Origin of the sequence: Sphingomonas sp. UYEF23 (assembly GCF_040546165.1) — a bacterium.
Classification (GTDB): Bacteria; Pseudomonadota; Alphaproteobacteria; order Sphingomonadales; family Sphingomonadaceae; genus Sphingomonas; species Sphingomonas glacialis.
In genome coordinates this window covers 237,172-256,913 of sequence record NZ_JBEPNG010000003.1, presented here as the reverse complement: position 1 = coordinate 256,913, position 19,742 = coordinate 237,172, and the positions used below count along the sequence as shown (strand labels likewise).

19 protein-coding genes and 1 tRNA gene are annotated in these 19,742 nt (G+C 66.5%); 13 read left to right on the top strand and 7 right to left on the bottom strand.

Translation table 11 applies throughout. From position 1 onward, the window contains the following. Positions 1-96 precede the first annotated feature (96 nt). Positions 97-1,737: a M28 family metallopeptidase gene (locus ABIB28_RS07310; protein WP_354287471.1), complete on the top strand. Its 1,641-nt coding sequence runs from the start codon at positions 97-99 to the stop codon at positions 1,735-1,737. Positions 1,738-1,740: 3 nt separating this feature from the next. Continuing rightward, on the top strand, positions 1,741-2,715 hold the full coding sequence (locus tag ABIB28_RS07305) for an agmatine deiminase family protein (protein ID WP_354287469.1): 975 nt from the start codon (positions 1,741-1,743) through the stop codon (positions 2,713-2,715). A gap of 7 nt (positions 2,716-2,722) precedes the next feature. On the opposite strand, the gene ABIB28_RS07300 is transcribed toward ABIB28_RS07305, so the two are convergent. Then, positions 2,723-3,121: a low affinity iron permease family protein gene (locus tag ABIB28_RS07300; protein ID WP_133191391.1), complete on the bottom strand. Its 399-nt coding sequence runs from the start codon at positions 3,119-3,121 to the stop codon at positions 2,723-2,725. A gap of 55 nt (positions 3,122-3,176) precedes the next feature. Between ABIB28_RS07300 and aguB the strand changes: the two genes are divergently transcribed. Then, positions 3,177-4,028, top strand: a complete 852-nt coding sequence (gene aguB, locus ABIB28_RS07295) for an N-carbamoylputrescine amidase (protein ID WP_354287467.1) — start codon at positions 3,177-3,179, stop codon at positions 4,026-4,028. A gap of 10 nt (positions 4,029-4,038) precedes the next feature. On the opposite strand, the gene ABIB28_RS07290 is transcribed toward aguB, so the two are convergent. After that, on the bottom strand, positions 4,039-4,701 hold the full coding sequence (locus ABIB28_RS07290; protein ID WP_322161720.1) for a uracil-DNA glycosylase: 663 nt from the start codon (positions 4,699-4,701) through the stop codon (positions 4,039-4,041). Between the two features lie 80 nt (positions 4,702-4,781). Here ABIB28_RS07290 and folK point away from each other — a divergent pair, with 80 nt between their 5' ends. From folK to ABIB28_RS07270, 4 genes are all read left to right on the top strand, one after another. Then, positions 4,782-5,237: a 2-amino-4-hydroxy-6-hydroxymethyldihydropteridine diphosphokinase gene (folK, locus tag ABIB28_RS07285; protein WP_354287861.1), complete on the top strand. Its 456-nt coding sequence runs from the start codon at positions 4,782-4,784 to the stop codon at positions 5,235-5,237. 36 nt (positions 5,238-5,273) lie between these two features. Beyond that, positions 5,274-5,349, top strand: a tRNA-Lys gene (locus ABIB28_RS07280). A 21-nt stretch (positions 5,350-5,370) separates the two neighbouring features. Continuing rightward, positions 5,371-6,069 (top strand): phosphatase PAP2 family protein, encoded by a 699-nt coding sequence (locus tag ABIB28_RS07275; protein WP_354287464.1) that lies wholly within the window; start codon positions 5,371-5,373, stop codon positions 6,067-6,069. Positions 6,070-6,228: 159 nt separating this feature from the next. Then, positions 6,229-8,397 carry a TonB-dependent receptor gene (locus ABIB28_RS07270; protein ID WP_354287462.1) on the top strand — a complete coding sequence of 723 codons (2,169 nt, stop codon included), beginning with the start codon at positions 6,229-6,231 and terminating at the stop codon, positions 8,395-8,397. 39 nt (positions 8,398-8,436) lie between these two features. Here ABIB28_RS07270 and galE read toward each other — a convergent pair whose 3' ends face one another. After that, the gene (galE, locus tag ABIB28_RS07265) at positions 8,437-9,432 is read right to left on the bottom strand and encodes a UDP-glucose 4-epimerase GalE (RefSeq protein WP_354287460.1); all 996 of its coding nucleotides are present in this window, start codon (positions 9,430-9,432) and stop codon (positions 8,437-8,439) included. A 93-nt stretch (positions 9,433-9,525) separates the two neighbouring features. Here galE and msrA point away from each other — a divergent pair, with 93 nt between their 5' ends. Next, positions 9,526-10,071 (top strand): peptide-methionine (S)-S-oxide reductase MsrA, encoded by a 546-nt coding sequence (gene msrA / locus ABIB28_RS07260; RefSeq protein WP_354287458.1) that lies wholly within the window; start codon positions 9,526-9,528, stop codon positions 10,069-10,071. A gap of 9 nt (positions 10,072-10,080) precedes the next feature. Here msrA and ABIB28_RS07255 read toward each other — a convergent pair whose 3' ends face one another. Continuing rightward, positions 10,081-11,055: an L-threonylcarbamoyladenylate synthase gene (locus tag ABIB28_RS07255; RefSeq protein WP_354287456.1), complete on the bottom strand. Its 975-nt coding sequence runs from the start codon at positions 11,053-11,055 to the stop codon at positions 10,081-10,083. A 62-nt stretch (positions 11,056-11,117) separates the two neighbouring features. Between ABIB28_RS07255 and ABIB28_RS07250 the strand changes: the two genes are divergently transcribed. Both ABIB28_RS07250 and ABIB28_RS07245 read left to right on the top strand, forming a co-directional pair. After that, positions 11,118-12,830 carry an acyl-CoA dehydrogenase family protein gene (locus ABIB28_RS07250; protein ID WP_354287454.1) on the top strand — a complete coding sequence of 571 codons (1,713 nt, stop codon included), beginning with the start codon at positions 11,118-11,120 and terminating at the stop codon, positions 12,828-12,830. 74 nt (positions 12,831-12,904) lie between these two features. Next, entirely contained in the window at positions 12,905-13,681 is a 777-nt protein-coding gene (locus tag ABIB28_RS07245; protein WP_354287452.1) for a DUF4019 domain-containing protein, read from the top strand. A 56-nt stretch (positions 13,682-13,737) separates the two neighbouring features. Here ABIB28_RS07245 and ABIB28_RS07240 read toward each other — a convergent pair whose 3' ends face one another. Both ABIB28_RS07240 and ABIB28_RS07235 read right to left on the bottom strand, forming a co-directional pair. Further along, the gene (locus ABIB28_RS07240) at positions 13,738-14,094 is read right to left on the bottom strand and encodes a GntR family transcriptional regulator (protein ID WP_133191401.1); all 357 of its coding nucleotides are present in this window, start codon (positions 14,092-14,094) and stop codon (positions 13,738-13,740) included. Between the two features lie 38 nt (positions 14,095-14,132). Beyond that, positions 14,133-14,711 carry a nitroreductase family protein gene (locus tag ABIB28_RS07235; RefSeq protein ID WP_189676655.1) on the bottom strand — a complete coding sequence of 193 codons (579 nt, stop codon included), beginning with the start codon at positions 14,709-14,711 and terminating at the stop codon, positions 14,133-14,135. 116 nt (positions 14,712-14,827) lie between these two features. On the opposite strand from ABIB28_RS07235, the gene ABIB28_RS07230 reads away from it, so the two are divergent. Both ABIB28_RS07230 and ABIB28_RS07225 read left to right on the top strand, forming a co-directional pair. Further along, positions 14,828-16,621, top strand: coding sequence for a peptide MFS transporter (locus ABIB28_RS07230; RefSeq protein WP_354287450.1), 1,794 nt, complete (start codon positions 14,828-14,830; stop codon positions 16,619-16,621). Between the two features lie 12 nt (positions 16,622-16,633). After that, complete coding sequence (locus tag ABIB28_RS07225) at positions 16,634-17,329, top strand: NnrU family protein (RefSeq protein WP_354287448.1); 696 nt, start codon at positions 16,634-16,636, stop codon at positions 17,327-17,329. Between the two features lie 170 nt (positions 17,330-17,499). Here ABIB28_RS07225 and ABIB28_RS07220 read toward each other — a convergent pair whose 3' ends face one another. Continuing rightward, the gene (locus ABIB28_RS07220; RefSeq protein WP_189676413.1) at positions 17,500-18,885 is read right to left on the bottom strand and encodes a NupC/NupG family nucleoside CNT transporter; all 1,386 of its coding nucleotides are present in this window, start codon (positions 18,883-18,885) and stop codon (positions 17,500-17,502) included. Positions 18,886-19,009: 124 nt separating this feature from the next. On the opposite strand from ABIB28_RS07220, the gene ABIB28_RS07215 reads away from it, so the two are divergent. After that, positions 19,010-19,696 (top strand): queuosine precursor transporter, encoded by a 687-nt coding sequence (locus ABIB28_RS07215; protein ID WP_354287445.1) that lies wholly within the window; start codon positions 19,010-19,012, stop codon positions 19,694-19,696. Positions 19,697-19,742: the final 46 nt, after the last annotated feature.

Below are 19,742 nucleotides of genomic sequence, written 5' to 3'. Positions count from 1 at the left end.
GTTTCCGATCCCCCGCAAGCGACCCGTTCCGGAGCGTTGCGCGTTTGATCGTGGCCTGCCAGAACGGTGCGCGAAATCCAGTAAAAGGGCTTGCCGATGCGCCTCTCCCCCACGTTTGCCGTGATCCTGGGCGCGGTTGCGCTATCGACGAGCGCAACCGCGCAAACCGCACCAGCGATATCCGTGCAGACGCTCAAGGAGGTCACCAAGACGCTGTCGTCCGACGCGTACGAAGGCCGCAAGCCGACCACGCCGGGCGAGGACAAGGCGACCGACTATATCGTCGCGCGCTTCAAGGCGGCGGGGCTCAAGCCGGGCAACAATGGCAGCTGGTTCCAGCCCGTCCCGCTCGTCGAACTCACCGCGCGCGACGTGACGCCGATGACCTTCAGCGGCGGCAAGACGCCGGTCGCGCTGCAATATCGCCAGGACGTGGTGCTCGCGACCTATCGCGTCACGCCGACGATCGCGATCAAGGATTCGCCCGTCGTGTTCGTCGGCTACGGCATCACCGCGCCCGAACGCGGGTGGGACGATTATGCCGGGGTCGACGTCCACGGAAAGACCGTCGTGATCCTCGTCAACGATCCCGACTGGCAGACGCCGGGCCGCGACGGGCTCTTCGAGGGCAAGGCGATGACCTATTATGGCCGCTGGACCTACAAGTTCGAGGAAGCCGCGCGCCACGGCGCGACCGCGGCGATCATCGTCCACGATACCGAGCCTGCCGCCTATGGCTGGGGCGTCGTCCAGTCGAGCTGGACCGGGCCGCAATTGGAGCTCGACGAGAAGGGCGACCATGCCGACCAGAGCGCGGCGATCGGCTGGATGCAGCTTGCCAAGGCAAAGGAGCTGTTCGCCAGCGCCGGGCAGAATTTCGAGACGCTCAGCGCCGCCGCCAAGACCAAGGGCTTCACGGCCGTACCGCTCGGCGTGACGGCGTCGGTCAGCTTCGCGAACACGATCAAGCGGCAAGCCTCGAAGAACGTGATCGGCATCCTGCCCGGCAAGACGGCGCCAAAGGACTATGTCTTCTACACCGCGCATTGGGACCATCTCGGCCACTGCGACGCGGTCAAAGGCGATGACATCTGCAACGGCGCGCTCGACAATGCGAGCGGCGTCGCCGGGCTCGTCGCGCTCGCCGAGGCCAATGCCAAGGCCGGGCCAGCGAAGCGCTCGCTCGTCTTCCTGTCGGTGACATGCGAGGAATGCGGGCTGCTCGGCTCGCGTTATTATGCCGAGCATCCGATCTATCCGCTCGCGCAGACCGTCGGCGGGGTGAATATGGACGGGCTCAACGTCAAGGGCCGGACCCGGGATTTCGTCGTGGCTGGCGCGGGCAAGTCCGAGCTCGAGGATCGCATGAAGCTGCTGGTCGAGGCGCAGGATCGCGTGATCAAGCCCGAGCCCAATCCCGAACGCGGCGGGTATTTCCGTTCGGACCATTTCAGCTTCGCCAAATTGGGCGTGCCGATGTTCGATGGCGGCGCGGGCGAGGATCTGCGCGTCGGCGGTGTCGCAGCGGGACACGCCGCGACGCTCGATTATATCCAAAACCGCTATCACAAGCCGCAGGACGAATATAATGCGGCATGGGATTGGTCGGGCGCGGTCGAGGACGTCCAGCTCTATTATGCGCTGGGGCGTCAGCTCGCCGACGGCACCGATTGGCCCAATTGGTACAAATCCGCGGAATTCCGCGCCGTTCGCGACACGAGTCGTGCAGGGAAATAACGTATGTCGAAGCTGCTGCCGCCCGCGGAATGGGCACCGCATGCCGCGGTGTGGATCGGGTTTCCGAGCCATCCCGAGCTGTGGGAGGACGATCTCGACGCCGCGCGCGACGAAGTGACGGCGTTCGGGCGCGCGGTCCATGCCGAGGGTCGCGGCGAGCGCGTCATCCTCGTCGCCGCTGACGAGGATGCGGCCGAGGCGGCACGCAGCCTGGCGGGGGATTTCGCCGAGATCGTGGTCGAACCGTTCGGCGACATCTGGCTGCGCGACACCGGGCCGATCGTGCTGTCGGACCACAGCGCGCGCGATTTCCGCTTCAACGGCTGGGGCGGCAAATACGATTTGCCCGGCGACGACGATGTCGGGCTGCGGCTCGCGGCGAGCAAGCTGCTGCCGGTCACGCCGTGCGACTGGGTGCTCGAGGGCGGCGCAATCGATGGCGACGGCACCGGGCTGGTCGTCACGACCGAGCAATGCCTGCTCAACCCCAACCGCAACCCCGCGCTCAGCAAGGCCGAGATCGAGCGTCGGTTGCACGACGATCTCGGTCTCGACCAAGTGCTGTGGCTCGGCGAGGGGCTGATGAACGATCACACCGACGGGCATGTCGACAATCTCGCGCGCTTCGTCGCGCCCGGCGTGCTGGCGATCCCGCAGGCCGCCGAGAACGATCCCAACTGGCTGGTCTATCAGCATGCCGCCGCTGCGGCCGAAGCGATGCCGGGGATCACCGTGGTGCGGATCCCGTCGCCCGGCCGCGTGCTGCGCGACGAGGAGATCGTGCCGGCGAGCTATATGAACTTCTATATCGGCAATGCCGCGGTGGTGGTGCCGCTCTACGGCGCGCCCAACGACCAATCGGCGGTCGCGGCGGTTCAGCAGCTGTTCCCGGGCCGGACTGCGGTTGGCTTGCGCGCCGATGCGATCCTGACCGGCGGCGGGAGCTTCCACTGCATCTCGCAGCAAGTGCCCGCCTGATTCGGAGTTAGAGCCGGCCGATCAGCCGTTCGATGGCGTGGTGATCGGTCGAGCTCTCGCCGCAATCGCGCTCGATCATCCGACGGATGCCTTCGAGCTCGTCCTGCGTCAGATGCTCGATCCCGATGAACGCGTTGCGCGCATCGGTGGTCGCACGGATGATCTCGTCGAGCTTGGCCTGGATCGCCGAGGCGTCGCGATTCTGCGCGTTCTGGATGAGGAACACCATCAGGAAGGTGACGACGGTGGTGCCGGTGTTGATCACCAGCTGCCACGTGTCAGAATAGTGGAACAGCGGCCCGGTCACGCCCCAGATCACGATTACCGACAGTGCGAGGACGAAGGCGGGCGGGCGCCCTGCCCAGCCCGTCGCCTTTTGCGCGATCGTTTCGAACAGCTTTTCCACGCCCAACTCCTTTTGCGTCTTTGAATCGGCGCGGCGAAGCCCGATATGGCGGCGCATGACCGAAATCACCGTCGCTGCGCTGCAACTCGCCTTCTCCGCCGATATGGACGCGAATATCGCGCATGTCTCAGATCTCGTGCGTGAGGCCGCCGGCAAGGGCGCGCAAGTGATCCTGCCGCCCGAATTGTTCGAGGGCGAATATTTCTGCCGGGTCGAGGACGAAGGGTTGTTCGCAAACGCCAAGTCCGTCGGCGTCCACAAGGCGGTGCTCGCGATGCAGGACCTCGCCAAGGAGCTTGGCGTTTACATCCCGACGAGCTTCTTCGAGGCGGACGGCCCGCATCATTACAATTCGCTAGCAATGATCGGCCCCGATGGCGGCGTGATGGGGGTCTATCGCAAGAGCCACATCCCCGACGGGCCGGGCTATGAGGAGAAATTCTATTTCCGCCCGGGCAATACCGGCTTCAAGGTCTGGCCGGGGCCGGATGCGACGACGCTCGGGGTCGGCGTGTGCTGGGATCAATGGTATCCCGAAACCGCGCGCGCGCTGATGCTGATGGGCGCGGAAGTGCTGTTTTACCCGACCGCGATCGGCAGCGAGCCGCACGACACCTCGCTCGACACCGCACGGCTGTGGCGGCGCGCGATGGTCGGGCATGCCGTGTCGAACGTCGTGCCGGTGGTCGCCGCGAATCGCATCGGCGTCGAGCACGGCCAGACCTTTTACGGGACGAGCTTTATCACCGACGAGCGCGGCGACATCCTCGCCGAGCTGGGGCGCGAGGAGACGGGCGTCATCACCGCGACGCTCGACCTCGACCGGGTCAAGCGCCACCGCGCCGCGTTCGGCTTCTTCCGCGATCGCCGCCCCGATCTCTACGGGCGGCTGGTGCAGGATATCTGACGCGGGAGGCTCAGCCCTGCGCGCGCAGTTCCAGCGCGCGGGCGAAGATCGCTTCGAACATCTCGGCGGTGAGGCGCCCGGTGCTCTGATTGTAGCTCGAGCAGTGATAGCTATCGATCAGCACGCGCCCGTCGGGCATGCGATGCTCGGCGCCGTGCGCGAAGCGGCATTTGGGGAGGCGTCCGCCGAGGATCTTGACCGCCGACTGATGCGCGACCTGGCCAAGCGCGATAAACACGCGCGCGCTCGGGACCGCGTCGGCCTGCGCTTCGAGGAACGGGCGGCAGGTGCGGATTTCCTCGGGTGTCGGCTTGTTTTCGGGCGGGAGACATTTGACCGCGTTGACGATCATCACGCCGTCGAGCTGGAGCGTGTCGTCGGGCTTGCCCTCATAGTCGCCAGTGGCGAGCCCGAACTTGGCGAGCGTATCGAACAACAACGGCCCCGAGCGATCGCCGGTGAACGGCCGCCCGGTACGATTCGCGCCGAACTGGCCAGGGGCGAGGCCGACGATGCCGAGCCACGCCTGCGGATCGCCGAAAGCGGGGACGGGGGCGTTCCACCACGCTGGATGTTCGACGCGTAGCGTCTCGCGCAAGCCGACGAGGCGTGGGCAAAGCGGGCAATCGCGCGAAGGTTCGGTTTCGGGCAGCGGGCTGGGTGCGAAGTTCATCGCGATGCGATAGGCAGGTTTGGGTGAGCAACTCAACCTGTACCCTGCACCAAGCCCCCTGCTACGCGCCGTGTTACGCTATCGCGATCGGATCGAATCGGCGCGGGCGGCATGGCAGCCCGGTGGCAGAAGTCGCCGCGGCGATCGCGGCGCTCGGCGGTGTCGTCGCCGGATCCCCTGTATTGAGCAGTGCGCCGATCGGACCGTCGATTCGACGCTTCGCCAATGCCGTCGTGCTGATCGAGAGCGAGGTCGCGCCGCCGGCGATGCTCGCGCGGCTCAAGGCGATCGAGCGCGCTTTCGGGCGGCGGCGTGGCGCGCGCTGGGGTGCACGCGTGATCGATCTCGATATCGTCGCCTGGTCGGGCGGCGCGTGGCGGTCGAAAGGGCTGCGCGTCCCGCACGCCGCCTTCCAGGATCGCGACTTCGTGCTTGCGCCCTTGTACGCGATTGCGCCCGTTTGGCGCGATCCGCGGACCGGTTTGACCCCGCGCCACCTGCTCGCGCGATTGCGCAAGGTTAAGCGCCTGGGTTGACCCATCCGGCAACCGCTCCTAACGCGAGCGCGGTGTGGGCCCATAGCTCAGTTGGTAGAGCAACGGACTTTTAATCTGTAGGTCATGGGTTCGAGTCCCATTGGGCCCACCACCGGCACGCAAGGATGCCTCGATGCCGCCCGCAGCCCCCGATGTCCGCCACCCGCCCTGGACGATTGTCGCGGTCGCGGCGCTGACCGGCGCTGGTGGCGCGTTGTTGTTGCTCGGCGCCTTGATCGATCGCGGATTGCAGTTCGGGTTCGACCGCGCGATCCTGTTATGGGCGCGCGGCGGGGTGGCGCATGGCGTGCCGCCAGGGCCGGCCTGGCTGACGCAAAGCGTCGTCGACGTGACTGCACTCGGCGGGCCGACCGTGTTGGTCCTGGTCGCCGCGCTGGCGGCGGGGCTGTTGATCGTCCAGCGACATTGGCTGACGCTCGCTTTGGTGCTGGGCGGAACGATCAGCGGATCGATCGTGGTAACGCTGGTCAAGGCGCTGGTCGGGCGGACGCGGCCGACGGTGACCGATCACCTCGTTTCGGTCTACAATGCGAGCTTCCCGAGCGGCCACGCCGCGAACAGCGCGTGCGTCTATCTGACGCTCGCGCTGTTGCTGCTGCAAATCACCGAGCATCGTGCGCTCCGGCGCTATGTGCTCGGCGCAGCGCTGCTGCTCGTCACGGCGATCGGGTGCAGCCGCGTCTATCTCGGCGTGCATTGGCCGAGCGACGTGCTCGCCGGCTGGACCTTCGGCGGGCTGTGGGCGGTCGCGTGGTGGTCACTAGGTGCCGCGCTGCGGTTGCGGATCGCGCGCGGCAAGACCTCCGCCTAGCCACCGATTCGAGCTTCGTTCATCTGCCCGCAAGGTGGCGCGGGCCACCGCTGCGCCTACACGGCCGAATCGTTTCCGGGAGTCGACGAAACGGTCTTGTGATAATATCACATAACATCTACTGCACTGCACAACGCATCTTGAAAGGCCGCCTCCCGCATGATCCGAGCCACTCTGTTGTCCAGCGCTGCGCTGCTGTCGTTCGCACCGATCGCCGCTTATGCCGCCCCCGAAGCCACGCCGGCATCGGTTGCCGCCAGCACCGATGACCAGACTGCACCGTCGACCGCAAAGAGCGGTCCCGACATCGTCGTCACCGGCCGCCTCGATGCCGCGCGCGCCTCGATCCAGCCGAGCCTCGGCGCGACGACCTACACGATCACCAGCGAGACGATCAAAGCGCTCCCTGGCGGGGAGAATCAGCAGCTCAACCAGATCCTGCTGCAATTGCCCGGCGTCGTGCAGGACGGCGGCGGCCAGTTCCATGTCCGCGACGACCACAACAACCTGCAATACCGCATCAACGGCACGATCCTGCCCGAGGGGGTCGCGGTGTTCGGCCAGACGCTATCGCCCCGCCTGGTCGAGCGTTTCGATCTGCGCACCGGCGCGCTGCCCGCGCAATACGGCCTGCGCACGGCCGGCATCATCGACATCACCACCAAGAACGGCTTCAAGAATGGTGGGCAGGTGTCGCTGTATGGCGGCACCAACGACACGGTGCAGCCAAGCTTCGACTATGGCGGGTCGACCGGCAACACCAACTACTTCGTCACCGGCAGCTACAAGCACAGCAATATCGGGATCGAAGCAGTCGATGGCAGCCGCACCCCGCTCCACGACAAGACCAACCAGTATCAGGGTTTCGTCTATGTCGATCACACGCTCGACGAGAACAATCGCGTTTCGTTCATGGGCGGCTATTCCGACCAGAGCTTCCAGATCCCCAATCCGCGCGGGCTGACCCCGGGCAACGGCTACAATGTCGCCGGTGTCACCGATTTCCGCAGCGAGGATCTCGACGAGCGCCAGCGCGAGCGCACCGCGTTCGGCCTCGCCAGCTTGCTGCGCGATGCCGGGCCGGTGACGCTCCAGGCCTCGCTGTTCGCGCGCTATTCGTCGCTGCGCTACACCCCCGACGTGACGGGCGAGCTGCTGTTCAACGGCATCGCGCAAAAGGCGTTCAAGCAGGACTTCACCTTCGGCGGCCAGCTCGAGGGCGTCTATCGCGCGTCCGACGCGCATACGCTGCGCGGCGGCGTGATCATCTCGCGCGATCGCAGCAATTCGAAGACGAGCAGCCAAGTGTTCCAGCTCGACGACACCGGCGCGCAGCTCGGCCAGCCGATCACCGTGGTCGACAACAGCGCGACGACCGAGATGACCTACAGCGTCTATCTGCAGGACGAATGGAAGATCGCCGAGCCGCTGATCGTCAATTTCGGCGGCCGCTTCGACCATTATACCGGCTTCCGCGCCGAATCGCAGTTCTCGCCACGGATCAATGCGGTGCTGACGCCGTCGAAGGGGCTGACGCTGCACGCCGGCTATGCGCGCTATTTCTCGCCCGCGCCCTTTTCGAACGTCGCGACGACGAGCGTCCTCAAGTTCCGCGGCACCAGCGCACAGGCGCCGGGCGACGACGGCGTGACGACCCCGCTCGCCACCGCCCCATTTGCCGAGCGGCAGGATTATTTCGACGTCGGCGCGCAGCAGAAACTGGGCCGCTTCACGCTCGGGATCGACGCCTATCATCGCCGGTCGCGCAACCTGGTCGACGAAGGCCAGTTCGGTGCGCCGATCATTCTCACGCCGTTCAATTACACGCGCGGGCGGATCGACGGGATCGAAGGCAATGTCTCGTACCAGCACGGGCCGGTGTTCGCCTACGCCAATTTCTCCTACGCCAAGGCGCAGGGGCTGGGGATCGCGTCGGGGCAGTTCAACTTCGACCCGGGCGACGTCGCCTATATCGCGCGCAACTACATCTATCTCGACCACGACCAGACCTATACCGGCTCGGCCGGTGCGTCGTATCACTTCGACCAGGGGTTCCTGCGCGACAGCAAGCTCGGCGGGAGCATGATTTACGGCTCGGGGCTGCGCAAGGACGGCGACGTGCCCAATGGCGGCAAGCTGACGCCCTATGCGGTGTTCAACCTCACCGCGAGCCACGACTTCAAGGGGCCGGGGATCGAGGTGCGCTTCGACGTGCTCAACGTGGCGGACCGGGTGTACGAGATTCGCGACGGTTCGGGGGTCGGCGTCGGCGCGCCGCAATTCGGCGCGCGGCGCGGCTTCATGTTCGGGATCAGCAAGACGATCTGATTTTTGCGCCTCCCCTCCCGCAAGCGTGAGGGGGGACGTTCAGCCCCGCTCGCCCAGCTTCCGCTCCCACGCCAACGCATCGCGGACGATGCCGTCGAGGTCGGCGCGCTGCGGTGTCCAGTCGAGCGTGGCGAGGATCGCGCGATTGTCGGCGACGAGTTCGCCGGCATCGCCTGCGCGGCGGCCTTGGATGACGCGGGTCAGTTTCATGTTGGTGACCCGGTCGACCGCGTCGAGCACTTCGAGCACCGAGAAACCCTTGCCGTAGCCGGCGTTGAGCGTGTGGCTCTTGCCGGGTTCCGCCACGAGGAGGTCGAGCGCGGCGACGTGCGCGGCGGCGAGATCGCTGACATGGATGTAGTCGCGCACGCCGGTGCCGTCGGGCGTGTCATAGTCGGTGCCGTAAACGCCGACGCTCGCGCGCTTGCCGAGGGCGGCTTCGACCGCGATCTTGATGAGGTGGGTCGCGCCGACGGTCGACTGGCCGGTGCGCTGCTGCGGGTCGGCGCCGGCGACGTTGAAATAGCGCAGCACGGCGTAGTTCAACGGATAGGCGGCGGCGACGTCGCGCAGCATCGCCTCGGTCATCAGCTTCGACATCCCGTACGGGTTGATCGGCACGGTCGGGTCGCGCTCGGCGACGGGCACCTTTTCGGGCGTGCCGTAGGTCGCCGCGGTCGAGGAGAAGATGAAGTGCTTCACGCCCGAGGTGACCGCGCTTTCGAGCAAGGCGCGGCTCGCGACGGTGTTGTTGCGATAATATTTGAGCGGGTTCGAGACCGATTCGGGGACGATGATCGATCCGGCGAAATGCATCACGGCGCGCACGTCATGGTCGCGCATCGTGCTGCGGACGAGCACGTCATCCTCGATCTCGCCGCGCACCAGCGTCGCGCGGCTGTCGACCAGCCAGTCGAACCCGGTCGAAAGATTGTCGAACACGACGACGCGGTGTCCCGCGTCGAGCAGCGCCAGCACCGCATGGCTGCCGATATAGCCCGCTCCGCCCGTCACCATTACCGCACCGTCGAGCATCTTCGTCTCCTGCCAGCGCCCACGCCCTACCCGTGGAGATTGCGTCGCGCCACCGCGTTCCTATCTAGGAACCCAGCAATAAAGGATTCGAAAATGGCTAGCGAAGTCGCAACGCTCGCGGGTGGATGTTTCTGGTGCACCGAGGCGGTGTTCAAGGACGTGATCGGCGTCGAGAAGGTCGAAAGCGGGTATATCGGCGGGACGGTGCCCGATCCGACCTACAAGCAGGTGTGCGGTGGCGACACCGGCCATGCCGAGGCGATCCGCGTGACCTTCGACAAGGATCAGGTGTCGTATGGCGAGATCCTCGACATGTTCTTTGCAACGCACGATCCGACGCAGCTCAACCGCCAGGGCAACGATGTCGGCACGCAATATCGCTCGGCGATCTTCCCCGCCGACGATGCGCAGCGCGACGCGGCCGTGGCGGCGATGCAGCGGGCCGCGAGCGACTGGCCCGCGCCGATCGTCACGACGATCGAGCCGATGTCGACCTGGTATCCGGCCGAGGATTATCACCAGGACTATTGGGATACCGAAGGTCGCGGCAATCCGTATTGCCTCGCGGTGATCCCGCCCAAGCTCGCCAAGCTGCGCAAGAGCTTTGCGGCACGGTCGAAGGCGGCGGTGGGGGCGTAACGCCTCCGCTCAAGTGTCGCGGTACGCCGCGCGTTTGAGCCGATCGTTGATCGCAGCGCCGATCCCCTCGCTCGGGATCGGCGCGATCGCGATCCGTGTTGATGGCGAGGCGTCTGCCGCGTGCAGCGCAGCGAACAGGTTGGTCGCGGCTTCTGTCAGCTCTGCGGTCGGCGATAGCGTGGCGGCGCCGGCTATCGTGCCGAAGCCGATCAGATATTCGTCGGGCGCAGCCGTGATGGCATTGAGGCGCAGCGGCTTGCTCGGCGCGTAGTGGCTTTCGAGCTGGCCGGGAGCGGTGATCGCCTGAGCTGCCGGGCGGTCTGCTTTCTCTGTTTCGGGCGAAAGCGTGTCGAACGCCGCCAGCGTCTCGCGTGTGATCGGCCCGGGGCGGAGCACGCGCAGGCCCCCCGCGGTCGCGACGATCGTCGATTCGAGTCCCGCTTCGGTCGCGCCGTCATCGACGACAAGCGCAATACGCCCGTCGAGGCTGGCGACGACATGCTCCGCCCGCGTCGGGCTGATCCCCCCGCTGGCGTTGGCGGAGGGCGCCGCCAGCGGCTTGCCCGACGCCGCGATCAACGCCCGCATCGCGCGGTGCGCCGGCACGCGCAGCGCGATCGTTGGCAGCCCCGCTGTCACCGCGGCCGCGATCCCGGCACCCGCGCGCAGCGGCAGCACCAGCGTCAACGGCCCCGGCCAGAACGCCGCGGCCAGCGCACGCGCGACGGGGTCGAACTCGGCGATCGCCTCAGCCGCCGCCATGTCGAGGACATGGACGATCAGTGGGTTGAAGCTCGGCCGGCCCTTCGCCGCATAGATCGCCGCGACGGCGGCCGAATCGGTCGCGTCGGCGGCAAGGCCGTAGACCGTCTCGGACGCGATCGCGACCGGCTGGCCGGCCACGATCAGCGCGGCGGCGGCGGCGATCGCGGCCTCGCCGTAGGGTAAGGTCTGCGTCGCAAAAGGCGGGTTTGGCGGGATCATCGGACAGGGCTATAGCCCGGCGCAGCAGCCCCGATAAGGGGCCCTGAGTCAGAGGATCCGCCATGTTCACCCCCGCCACTGCCGACCAGCGTTTCGTGCTCGATCACATCGTCGGCATCGCCGATCTCGCCGCGACCGAACGCTTCGCCGCCGCGAGCGACGACGTCGTCGACGCGGTGCTCGAAGGCGTCGGGCAACTCGCGGCGGGCGAATGGGCGCCGCTGCTGCGCGCCGGCGACACCGTCGGCGCGAAATGGACCCCCGAGGGCGTCGTCATGCCCGACGGCTTCGTGAAGGCGTATCACGATTATGTCGAAGGCGGCTGGGGCACGATCGGCGTTCCCGAAGAATTTGGCGGGCAGGGCCTGCCCTTCGCGATCCAGACCGCGGTGCTCGATACGCTCGGTGGCGCGAACATGGGCTTCGCGCTCGCGCCCACGCTGACCGTCGGTGCGATCGAGGCGCTGGCGCATCACGGCAGCCCCGAGCAGCAGGCGCTGTATCTTCCGCATCTCGTGACTGGCGAATGGACCGGCACGATGAACCTGACCGAGCCGCAGGCGGGCTCGGACGTCGGCGCGCTGCGCTCGACCGCGACGCCGCTTGGCGACGGAAAGTGGTCGATCAAGGGCACCAAGATTTACATCTCGTTCGGCGATCACGACATGGCGCCCAACATCGTCCACCTCGTGCTCGCACGCACGCCCGGCGCACCGGCCGGCACCAAGGGGATTTCGCTGTTCCTCGTGCCCAAGTATCGGCTGGCCGAGGACGGCACGCCGGGCGACTTCAACGACGTCCGCGTCGTCTCGATCGAGCACAAGATGGGGCTGCACGCCTCGCCGACCTGCGTGCTGTCGTTCGGCGACAATGATGACTGTATCGGCGAGCTGATCGGTGGCGAATTCGGCGGCATCCGCGCCATGTTCACGATGATGAACAATGCCCGCCTCAATGTCGGGCTGCAGGGCGTCCAAGTCGCCGAAGCCGCGACGCAGGCGGCGGTGGCCTATGCGCTCGATCGCGTGCAGTCGCCGCGCGCTGGCTCGCCCAGCAAGGAATCGGTCAAGATCGTCGAGCATCCCGACGTCCGCCGCATGCTGCTGCGGATGAAGGCGCAGACACAGGCGGCGCGTGCGCTCGTCTATTACGCCGCGGCGCAAGTCGACCGCGCGGCGCTCGGGCAAGCGGGCGCGCAGGACCGGCTCGAGATCCTCACCCCGCTCGCCAAGGCGCACGGCACCGACATCGGCAACGAAGTCGCCAGCCTCGGCATCCAGGTGCATGGCGGGATGGGCTATGTCGAGGAGACGGGCGCGGCGCAGTTCTTCCGCGATGCACGCATCACGCCGATCTACGAGGGCACCAACGGCATCCAGGCCGCCGATCTGGTCGGGCGCAAGCTGTCGATGGCCAATGGCGGCGTGTTTGCGCAGCTGATCGCCGACATGCGCGCCGAAGCGCAGGATGCAGGCCTGATCGGTCTGATCGACGCGTGCGACGAGATCGGGCGCGGCATGGCGGGGCTCGATGCCGACGACAAGCTTGCGGCAAGCTATCCGTTCCTGACGATGCTCTCGGTCGCGACCTGCGGCTGGCTGATGGAGCGTTCGGGCCGGATTGCGACGGGCGACGATGCCTTCTCGGCGATGAAGCGCGCGGCGTGCGCCTTCTACGTCGCGCAGATCGTCCCCGAAGCGCTGGGGCTCAAGGCGGCGGCGACGGCGAAGGCCGATGTGCTCTATTCGGTCCCGGCCGAAGCCTTCGCGGCCTGAGCTGAGCCACTGCCGCGCTCACCCCGAATTTTTCGGGGTAGGCGCGCCGCGGCCCCCGACCTAGCCTCCGGGGCATGAACATGCCGGTGAGAGACGGGGTCCGCGCGCTGACCGAGAAGGAGAAGCAGACGCTTCGCCTGATCGTGCGCGGGCATGATGCGAAGTCGAGCGCGCGCGATCTCGGCCTCTCGGTCCATACGATCAACGAGCGGCTGCGCGATGCGCGCCGCAAGCTCGCCGTGTCGAGCAGTCGCGAGGCTGCGCGGATGCTGCTCGCGGCCGAAGGCGGCGGTGTGCCGCCGGCCCCCGATTCTGTGGGGGACACGCCAATCGGGGAAGCCGCGGACGCTGCTCGGGGGGAACAGGAAACCGCGCCGGAGCTCGGCGTGGGGCGGGCACACCGCCAGCCCCGGTTCCTCATCGGAGGCTTGCTCATGACGTTTACCCTCGGTCTCTTGGCGCTCGTCGCGCTGCCTCAAGACGCGCCTGCCCCTCCGGGGCCGTCCCTCGCTGCAGAAACGCCCGATGCAGCGGTCGTGGATAAAGCGCGGCAATGGCTCATGCTGCTCGACCGCGCGCAGTGGAGTGAGAGCTACCGTGCGACGACGCCGTCGTTCCAAAAGCTCAACACGCTCCAAGTCTGGACAAAGGCGTCCGAACAGGCGCGTGTGCCGCTGGGCGAGATGCTGTCACGCAACTTCGTCAGCCAGCAGGAAGTGCCGACGCCGCCGCATGGCTACCAAATGGTGAAGTTTCGGACCCGTTTCGCCAATAGGACCGAGGCGATCGAGACGGTCACGCTCGAGCGCGAGACGGGTGGCTGGCGCGTGGCGGGGGTCACCGTCGGATAGGCGGTTACCGTGTAACGGCCCGGTCGGAAGCAGCGCTTCGCGGCCGGGCCAGGCTTTCAGGCCTTTTCGCGTTCGAGCAGGTCGGCGACGTCGAGCCCGAGCAATTCGATATGCGCGGCGATGCGCGGCCAGCTCGTCTTGACGAAATGCTCGCGCTCGGCGGCGCGGAGCTTTTCGGCGGCGCCTGGGAGCACGAACATCCCGACCCCGCGCCGGACCTCGACATAGCCGTCGTCCTGGAAACTCTGATACGCTTTGGCGACGGTCAGCGGGTTTGCGCCATGTTCGGCGGCAAGCGCGCGGACCGAGGGGAGCTGGTCCCCAGCGCGAAACTCGCCGCGCAGGATCGCGGCCGAGATCGTCCCGCGCAATTTGATATAGACTGGGCTGTCTTCGCTGTTCAGGGCTGTCATGCTGCTATAATACAGCAACCGCCAAAAAGGTCCACACCTCAGCCCTTCCAGTGAGAAATAATCTTGCTCGTATCCGGGCGGGGGCGTTCTTCTAATTGCTTGGCGGGTGTTCCGAGAAAGAAGAAGCCGACGATCCGTTCCGGGGCCGCGCCGAACGCATCGCGCACCGCATCCGAAGCGCTTGCCCAGCCGGTCAGCCAGCCGCCGGCAAAACCGAGCGCGTGCGTCGCCTGGAGCAGGTTCATCGCCGCGGCGCCCGCCGACAATTGCTGCTCCCACAAGGGGATAGGGCTGTCGACGCGCGGCGATGACAGCACCACCACCAAAGTCGGTGCCTGGTGCGCGAACTGTTCGAGCGATTCGAGCTCCTTTGCCGACGCGTTCGGACGCTCGGCGCGACAGGCGTCGGTGATCACGCGGGCGAGCGCGGCGCGCTGCTCGGGCGCGACGATCACGAAGCGCCACGGGGCGAGTTTGCCGTGGTCGGGGACGCGCGCGGCGATCTGCAGGATCGTGTCGAGCTGTGCCGCATCGGGCCCCGGCGCGACGAGATCGCGCGGTTTTCCCGAGCGGCGCGTGGCGAGGAGCGAGAGCGGGGTGGACGAGTCGTTGAGCATCGCCGCGCTGTAGCGGAACGCGCGCATATTTACACCGTCGTCCAAGCCGCTAGTCTCAACGGTAACAAGTCGGCGCCGAAGGTAGCGGCGCACGGACATTCAGGGAGCTTTCGTACATGGTGGACACCCCGACCGCGGATACTCCGCGCGAGCCGGATATTAGCCACGTCAATCCGGCGGCGGGCGAGACCTGGTTCGGACATCCGCGCCAGCTTGCGCGGATGTTCACCACCGAAATGTGGGAACGCTTCGGCTATTACGGCATGCGCGCGTTGCTCACGCTGTATCTCACCAAGCATTTCGTCTTCGGCGATCGCGCCGCGACCGGGCTGTACGGCGGGTTCACCGCGCTCGTCTATCTGACGCCGCTCGTCGGCGGGTATCTGGCGGACCAGTATCTCGGGTCGAAGCGTTCGGTGAAGTTCGGCGCGATCATGATGGCGGTCGGGTATTTCACGCTCTGCTTCGGCGGCCAGACAGCGGTGCCGTTCGCGACGATCGACGGCCAGCGCTATGACGTAACGGTCGAATCCAAGGCCGGGACCGAGCAGCGCTACATCACCGATCAGGGCAAGCGGCTGCAGGTGAAGGGCAATGACGACGGCACCGTCTCGCTGCTCGCCGCCGATGGCAGCAGCGCGCGCACGATCGAAAAGGACGGCTTCAAATCGGATGCCGAGCGCAGCCCGCTGTTCGTCACGATCATGCTGCTCGCGCTCAGCCTCGTCTCGGTCGGCAACGGATTCTTCAAACCCAACATCTCGACGATGGTCGGCGAATTGTACGCGCAGGGCGATCGACGCCGCGATTCGGGCTTCACGATCTTCTATATGGGCATCAATCTCGGGTCGCTCGCCTCGCAGATCCTCTGTCCGATCCTTGCCGAGACGTTCGGCTGGTGGGCAGGCTTCGGCCTTGCCGCGGTCGGCATGCTGATCTCGTTCACGTTGATCCAGTTCGATGGCGGCAAGCTCAACGGATACGGCGAACCGCCCGTGCGGAGCGGGCCCGACCGGACGATCCCGATCTTTATCGGCGCGCTCGTTGCGGTTCCGGTGCTGTATTTCCTGTTCGTCAATTTGATGAACTCGGTCCCGCCAGTGCCGGGTTCGGGCTTTATCGGCTATCTCGCGTCGCTGTCGTTGATGGGCAAATTGCTGTTCGGCACCTTCCTCGTCGCGATCCCGGGCATCCTGATCTGGTCGTTCGTGATCGGCGACAAGCGCGAATTCCAGATGATGCTCGCAGCGATGGTGCTGATCATCTTCAACGTCGTGTTCTGGACGCTGTTCGAGCAGGCCGGCTCGTCGCTGACGCTGTTCGCCGATCGCAACACCGATTTGCGGCTGTTCGGCGATTTCGCGATCTCGGCGCCGCAGACGCAGTTCTTCAACGCCTTCTTTATCGTCACGCTCGCGCCGATCATGAGCATCCTCTGGACCACGCTCGCCAAGCGCGGGCTCGAGCCGTCGATCCCGGTCAAGTTCGGTATCGCGCTGATCGGCGTCGGGGCGGGCTTCCTGTTCCTTGTGCTCGGCGCAGGGTTCGCCGGACCGGGCTTCCAGGTCGGCATCTGGTGGCTCGCTGGCTTGTACCTGATCCACTCGGTCGCCGAACTGTGCATCTCGCCCGTTGGCCTCTCGATGATCACCAAGCTGTCGATCGCGCGGATCGTCGGGCTGATGATGGGCGTGTGGTTCCTGTCGATCTCGTGCGCGCAATATGTCGCGGGCATCGTCGCGCAGTTCGCCAGCGTCGACACCGTCGGCGGGCAGGTGACCAACCTCAAGGTCAGCCTCGACACCTATACCGGCACCTTCACGACGATCGCCGAAGTCGCGATCGTGCTCGGGGTCGTGCTGCTGGCCTTGTCGTGGCCGCTCAAGAAGTGGATGCACGGCGTCAAATAAGGGGGAAAGACGATGGACGGCACGGAAATGGTGATCGCCGCGGCTGCGGCATTCGTTGGAACGCATTTCCTGCTGTCGCATCCGTTGCGCGCGCCGATCGTCAAGGCGATCGGCGCGAACGGCTTTATGGGCGTGTATGCGCTGGTCGCCTTCGCGACGCTCGGCTGGCTCGCGCATGCCTATAAGATCGCGCCTGCGAGCGTCCCGCTCTGGGCGGTCGGCGAGGGCATCTGGGGTCCCGTCACGCTCGTCATGCTCTTGGCGAGCATCCTGTTGATGGGCTCGCTGCTCGGCAATCCCGCGCTTCCCGGACCACCGACCGCGACCGCGCCTGCCAGCGCGCGCGGCGTGTTCAGCATCACGCGGCATCCGATGATGTGGGCGTTCGCGCTGTGGGGGCTGTGCCACATCGCGGTTTATCCGATCGCCGCGAACATCGTCGTGGCGGTGGCGATCATCGTGCTCGCGCTCGTCGGCGCGGCGTTGCAGGATCGCAAGAAGGAAGCGCTCCAGCCCGCTCTATGGCGCGACTGGGAGGGAAAGACGAGCTACTGGCCATTCGTCGCGATCGCGCAGCGGCGCGCGGCGTTCGGTGGCTTCCGGCCGCATGACATCGCGGGCGGCGTCGTGATCTGGCTCGCGGCGACCTGGGCGCATCTGCCGATCGCGGGGGTCGCGGCCGGGGTGTGGCACTGGATCTACCGCTAGCGGCCTTTCCCCGAGGCTAACCGACCCACCGTTCGCCCTGAGCCTGTCGAAGGGCCCATCGCCACTTGCCGACCGTCGGCGGGTTCAGGGCCGGACTTCGACGGGCTCCGTCCGGACGGAATTGGCGGACCGCGCCTCGATCAAGGGAAGCTAGCCGCGCTGCGCGTCGATCACGGCTTTGCCACCGGCGCGACGACCGCTGCCGGCGCTTTGGCCGTGGGTTGTGCGGGGACGTCGGGGATAAGCAACCCGGCCAGCGCCGCCGACATCAGATTGGCGAGGCTCCCCGCCGCCAGTGCCTTCAAGCCGAGCCGCGCGATCATCGGGCGCTGGTTGGGGGCGAGGCTGCCGGTCACCGCCATCTGGATCGCGATCGACGAGAAATTGGCGAACCCGCACAGCGCGAAGGTCACCACCGCGATGGTATGCGCGCTGAGGCCCTTTTGTGTGCCGAGGCTGATATAGGCGACGAATTCGTTGAGCACGATCTTCTGCCCGAACAGCCCGCCGGCGATCTGCGCTTCGGTCCACGGGACGTTGAGCAGCACCATGATCGGCGCGAACACCGTGCCGAGCAGCCCCTGGAAGCTCAGCGCCGGATAGCCGAACCATCCGCCGATTCCGCCGAGGATGCCGTTGGCGAGCGCGACGAGCGCGACGAAGGCGAGCACCATCGCGCCGACCGCGACGGCGAGCTTGACGCCGGTCTGTGCGCCCTGCGCCGCCGCCATGATGATGTTGGCGGGTTTTTCCTCGTCGTGGCTCGCATGCGGCATCGGTTCGCCGGGGACGCCCTCGGGTAGCAAGGCGGCGGGCCCCTGGCCGCTGATCCGCGCCTCGGAGAGCTGGATATTCTCCTCGGGATGGTCGCCGAGCGGCAGTTCGCCTTGGCGGACGGGCTCGTCGGGCATCATGATTTTGGCCATCAGGATCCCCGCCGGCGCCGCCATGAAGCTTGCCGCCAGCAGATATTCGATGCGGATCCCCATCGAGGCATAGGCCGCGAGGATCGTGCCGGCGACGCCCGCCATCCCGCTGGTCATCACCGTGAACAGCTGTGCCGGGGTCAGCCCGGCGAGATAGGGACGGATGACGAGCGGCGATTCGCTCTGCCCGACAAAGATGTTGGCCGCGGCGCACAGCGCCTCTACCTTCGACACCCCGATCACCGCCTCGATCGCACCGCCGAGCCAGCGGACGATGAACTGCATGATGCCGAGATAATAGAGGATCGACACCAGGCTGGCGAAGAAGATGATCACCGGCAGCGCCGCGATCGCAAAGCTGTTGCCGCCGATCTCGGGCTTGGCGAGCGGGCCGAACAGGAAGTCGACGCCGTTATGCGCATAGCCGAGCAGGTTCGCGACCCCGCCCGACAGGAATTGCAGCGCCGCGACGCCTGCCGGCACCTTCAGCACGAGCACCGCGATCGCGACTTGCAGCGCGAACGCCGCGCCGACGACGCGCAGCCGGATCGCGCGCCGATTGCTCGACAAAGCGAAGGCGATCAGCAGGATGACCGCAATTCCGGCGATGCCGATGAGAAGACGATTCATGTGGGTCGTTACTCGCGTTGAAACCGGCACGCGGCCCCCCGCGCAAGCGCGCCACCATACAGCGCCGCGCGGCGGGGGCTAGTGGCGGTTTGCTCTGCGCGCGAAACCGGCTAGCGTCGGCGCGATGAACACAGCTGCTTCTCCCGCGGTCGGCGTTATCCCGCGCTCGCTCTTCGCCTTCTCGATCTTCTACGGCGGGATGGTCTGCATCGCGGGCGTGCTCGGCAACAAGCAAGTCTCGCTCGGGCCGATTTCCGCGATCGGACCGGTCTTCGGCCTGGGGCCGCTCGCGGTCGAGGCCGGGATCTTCGCCTTCCTCTTGCTCGTGGTGACGTCGAGCGCGGTCGCCGAGCTGCATGGCGGTGCGGTCGCCAACCGGCTGGTGCGGATCGGCTTCGTTCCGCTGTTGGTGTCGATCCTGCTGTCGTGGATCGTCTGGATCCTGCCGCCGTCGCCCGCGATGCTGCCCGCCAATCGCGATGCGATCCAGCTCGTGCTCGGCGCGACGTGGCGGATCTGGGCGGGCGGGATCGTCGCGTACGGCGTGTCGCAGACGCTCAACGTGACGATCTTCGCGGCGCTGAAAGGCCGCGAGGGGAGCAGCTTGCTGTGGCTGCGCGCGGCGATTGCGAGCATGCTGAGCCAGGTCGTCGATACGTTGCTGTTCGTGACGATCGCGTTCTACGGCGAATTCCCGATCGGCCAGCTGCTCGCCGGGCAGATGCTGATCAAGGTGATCCTGTCGGCGCTGCTCGTGCCGCCGGCAATCTATCTCGCGGTGGCGATCGGGCGGCGGCTCGATCGCGGCTGACATATCACTCCAGCTTTCGCTGGGGTGACGGATTGGCTATGGGCGC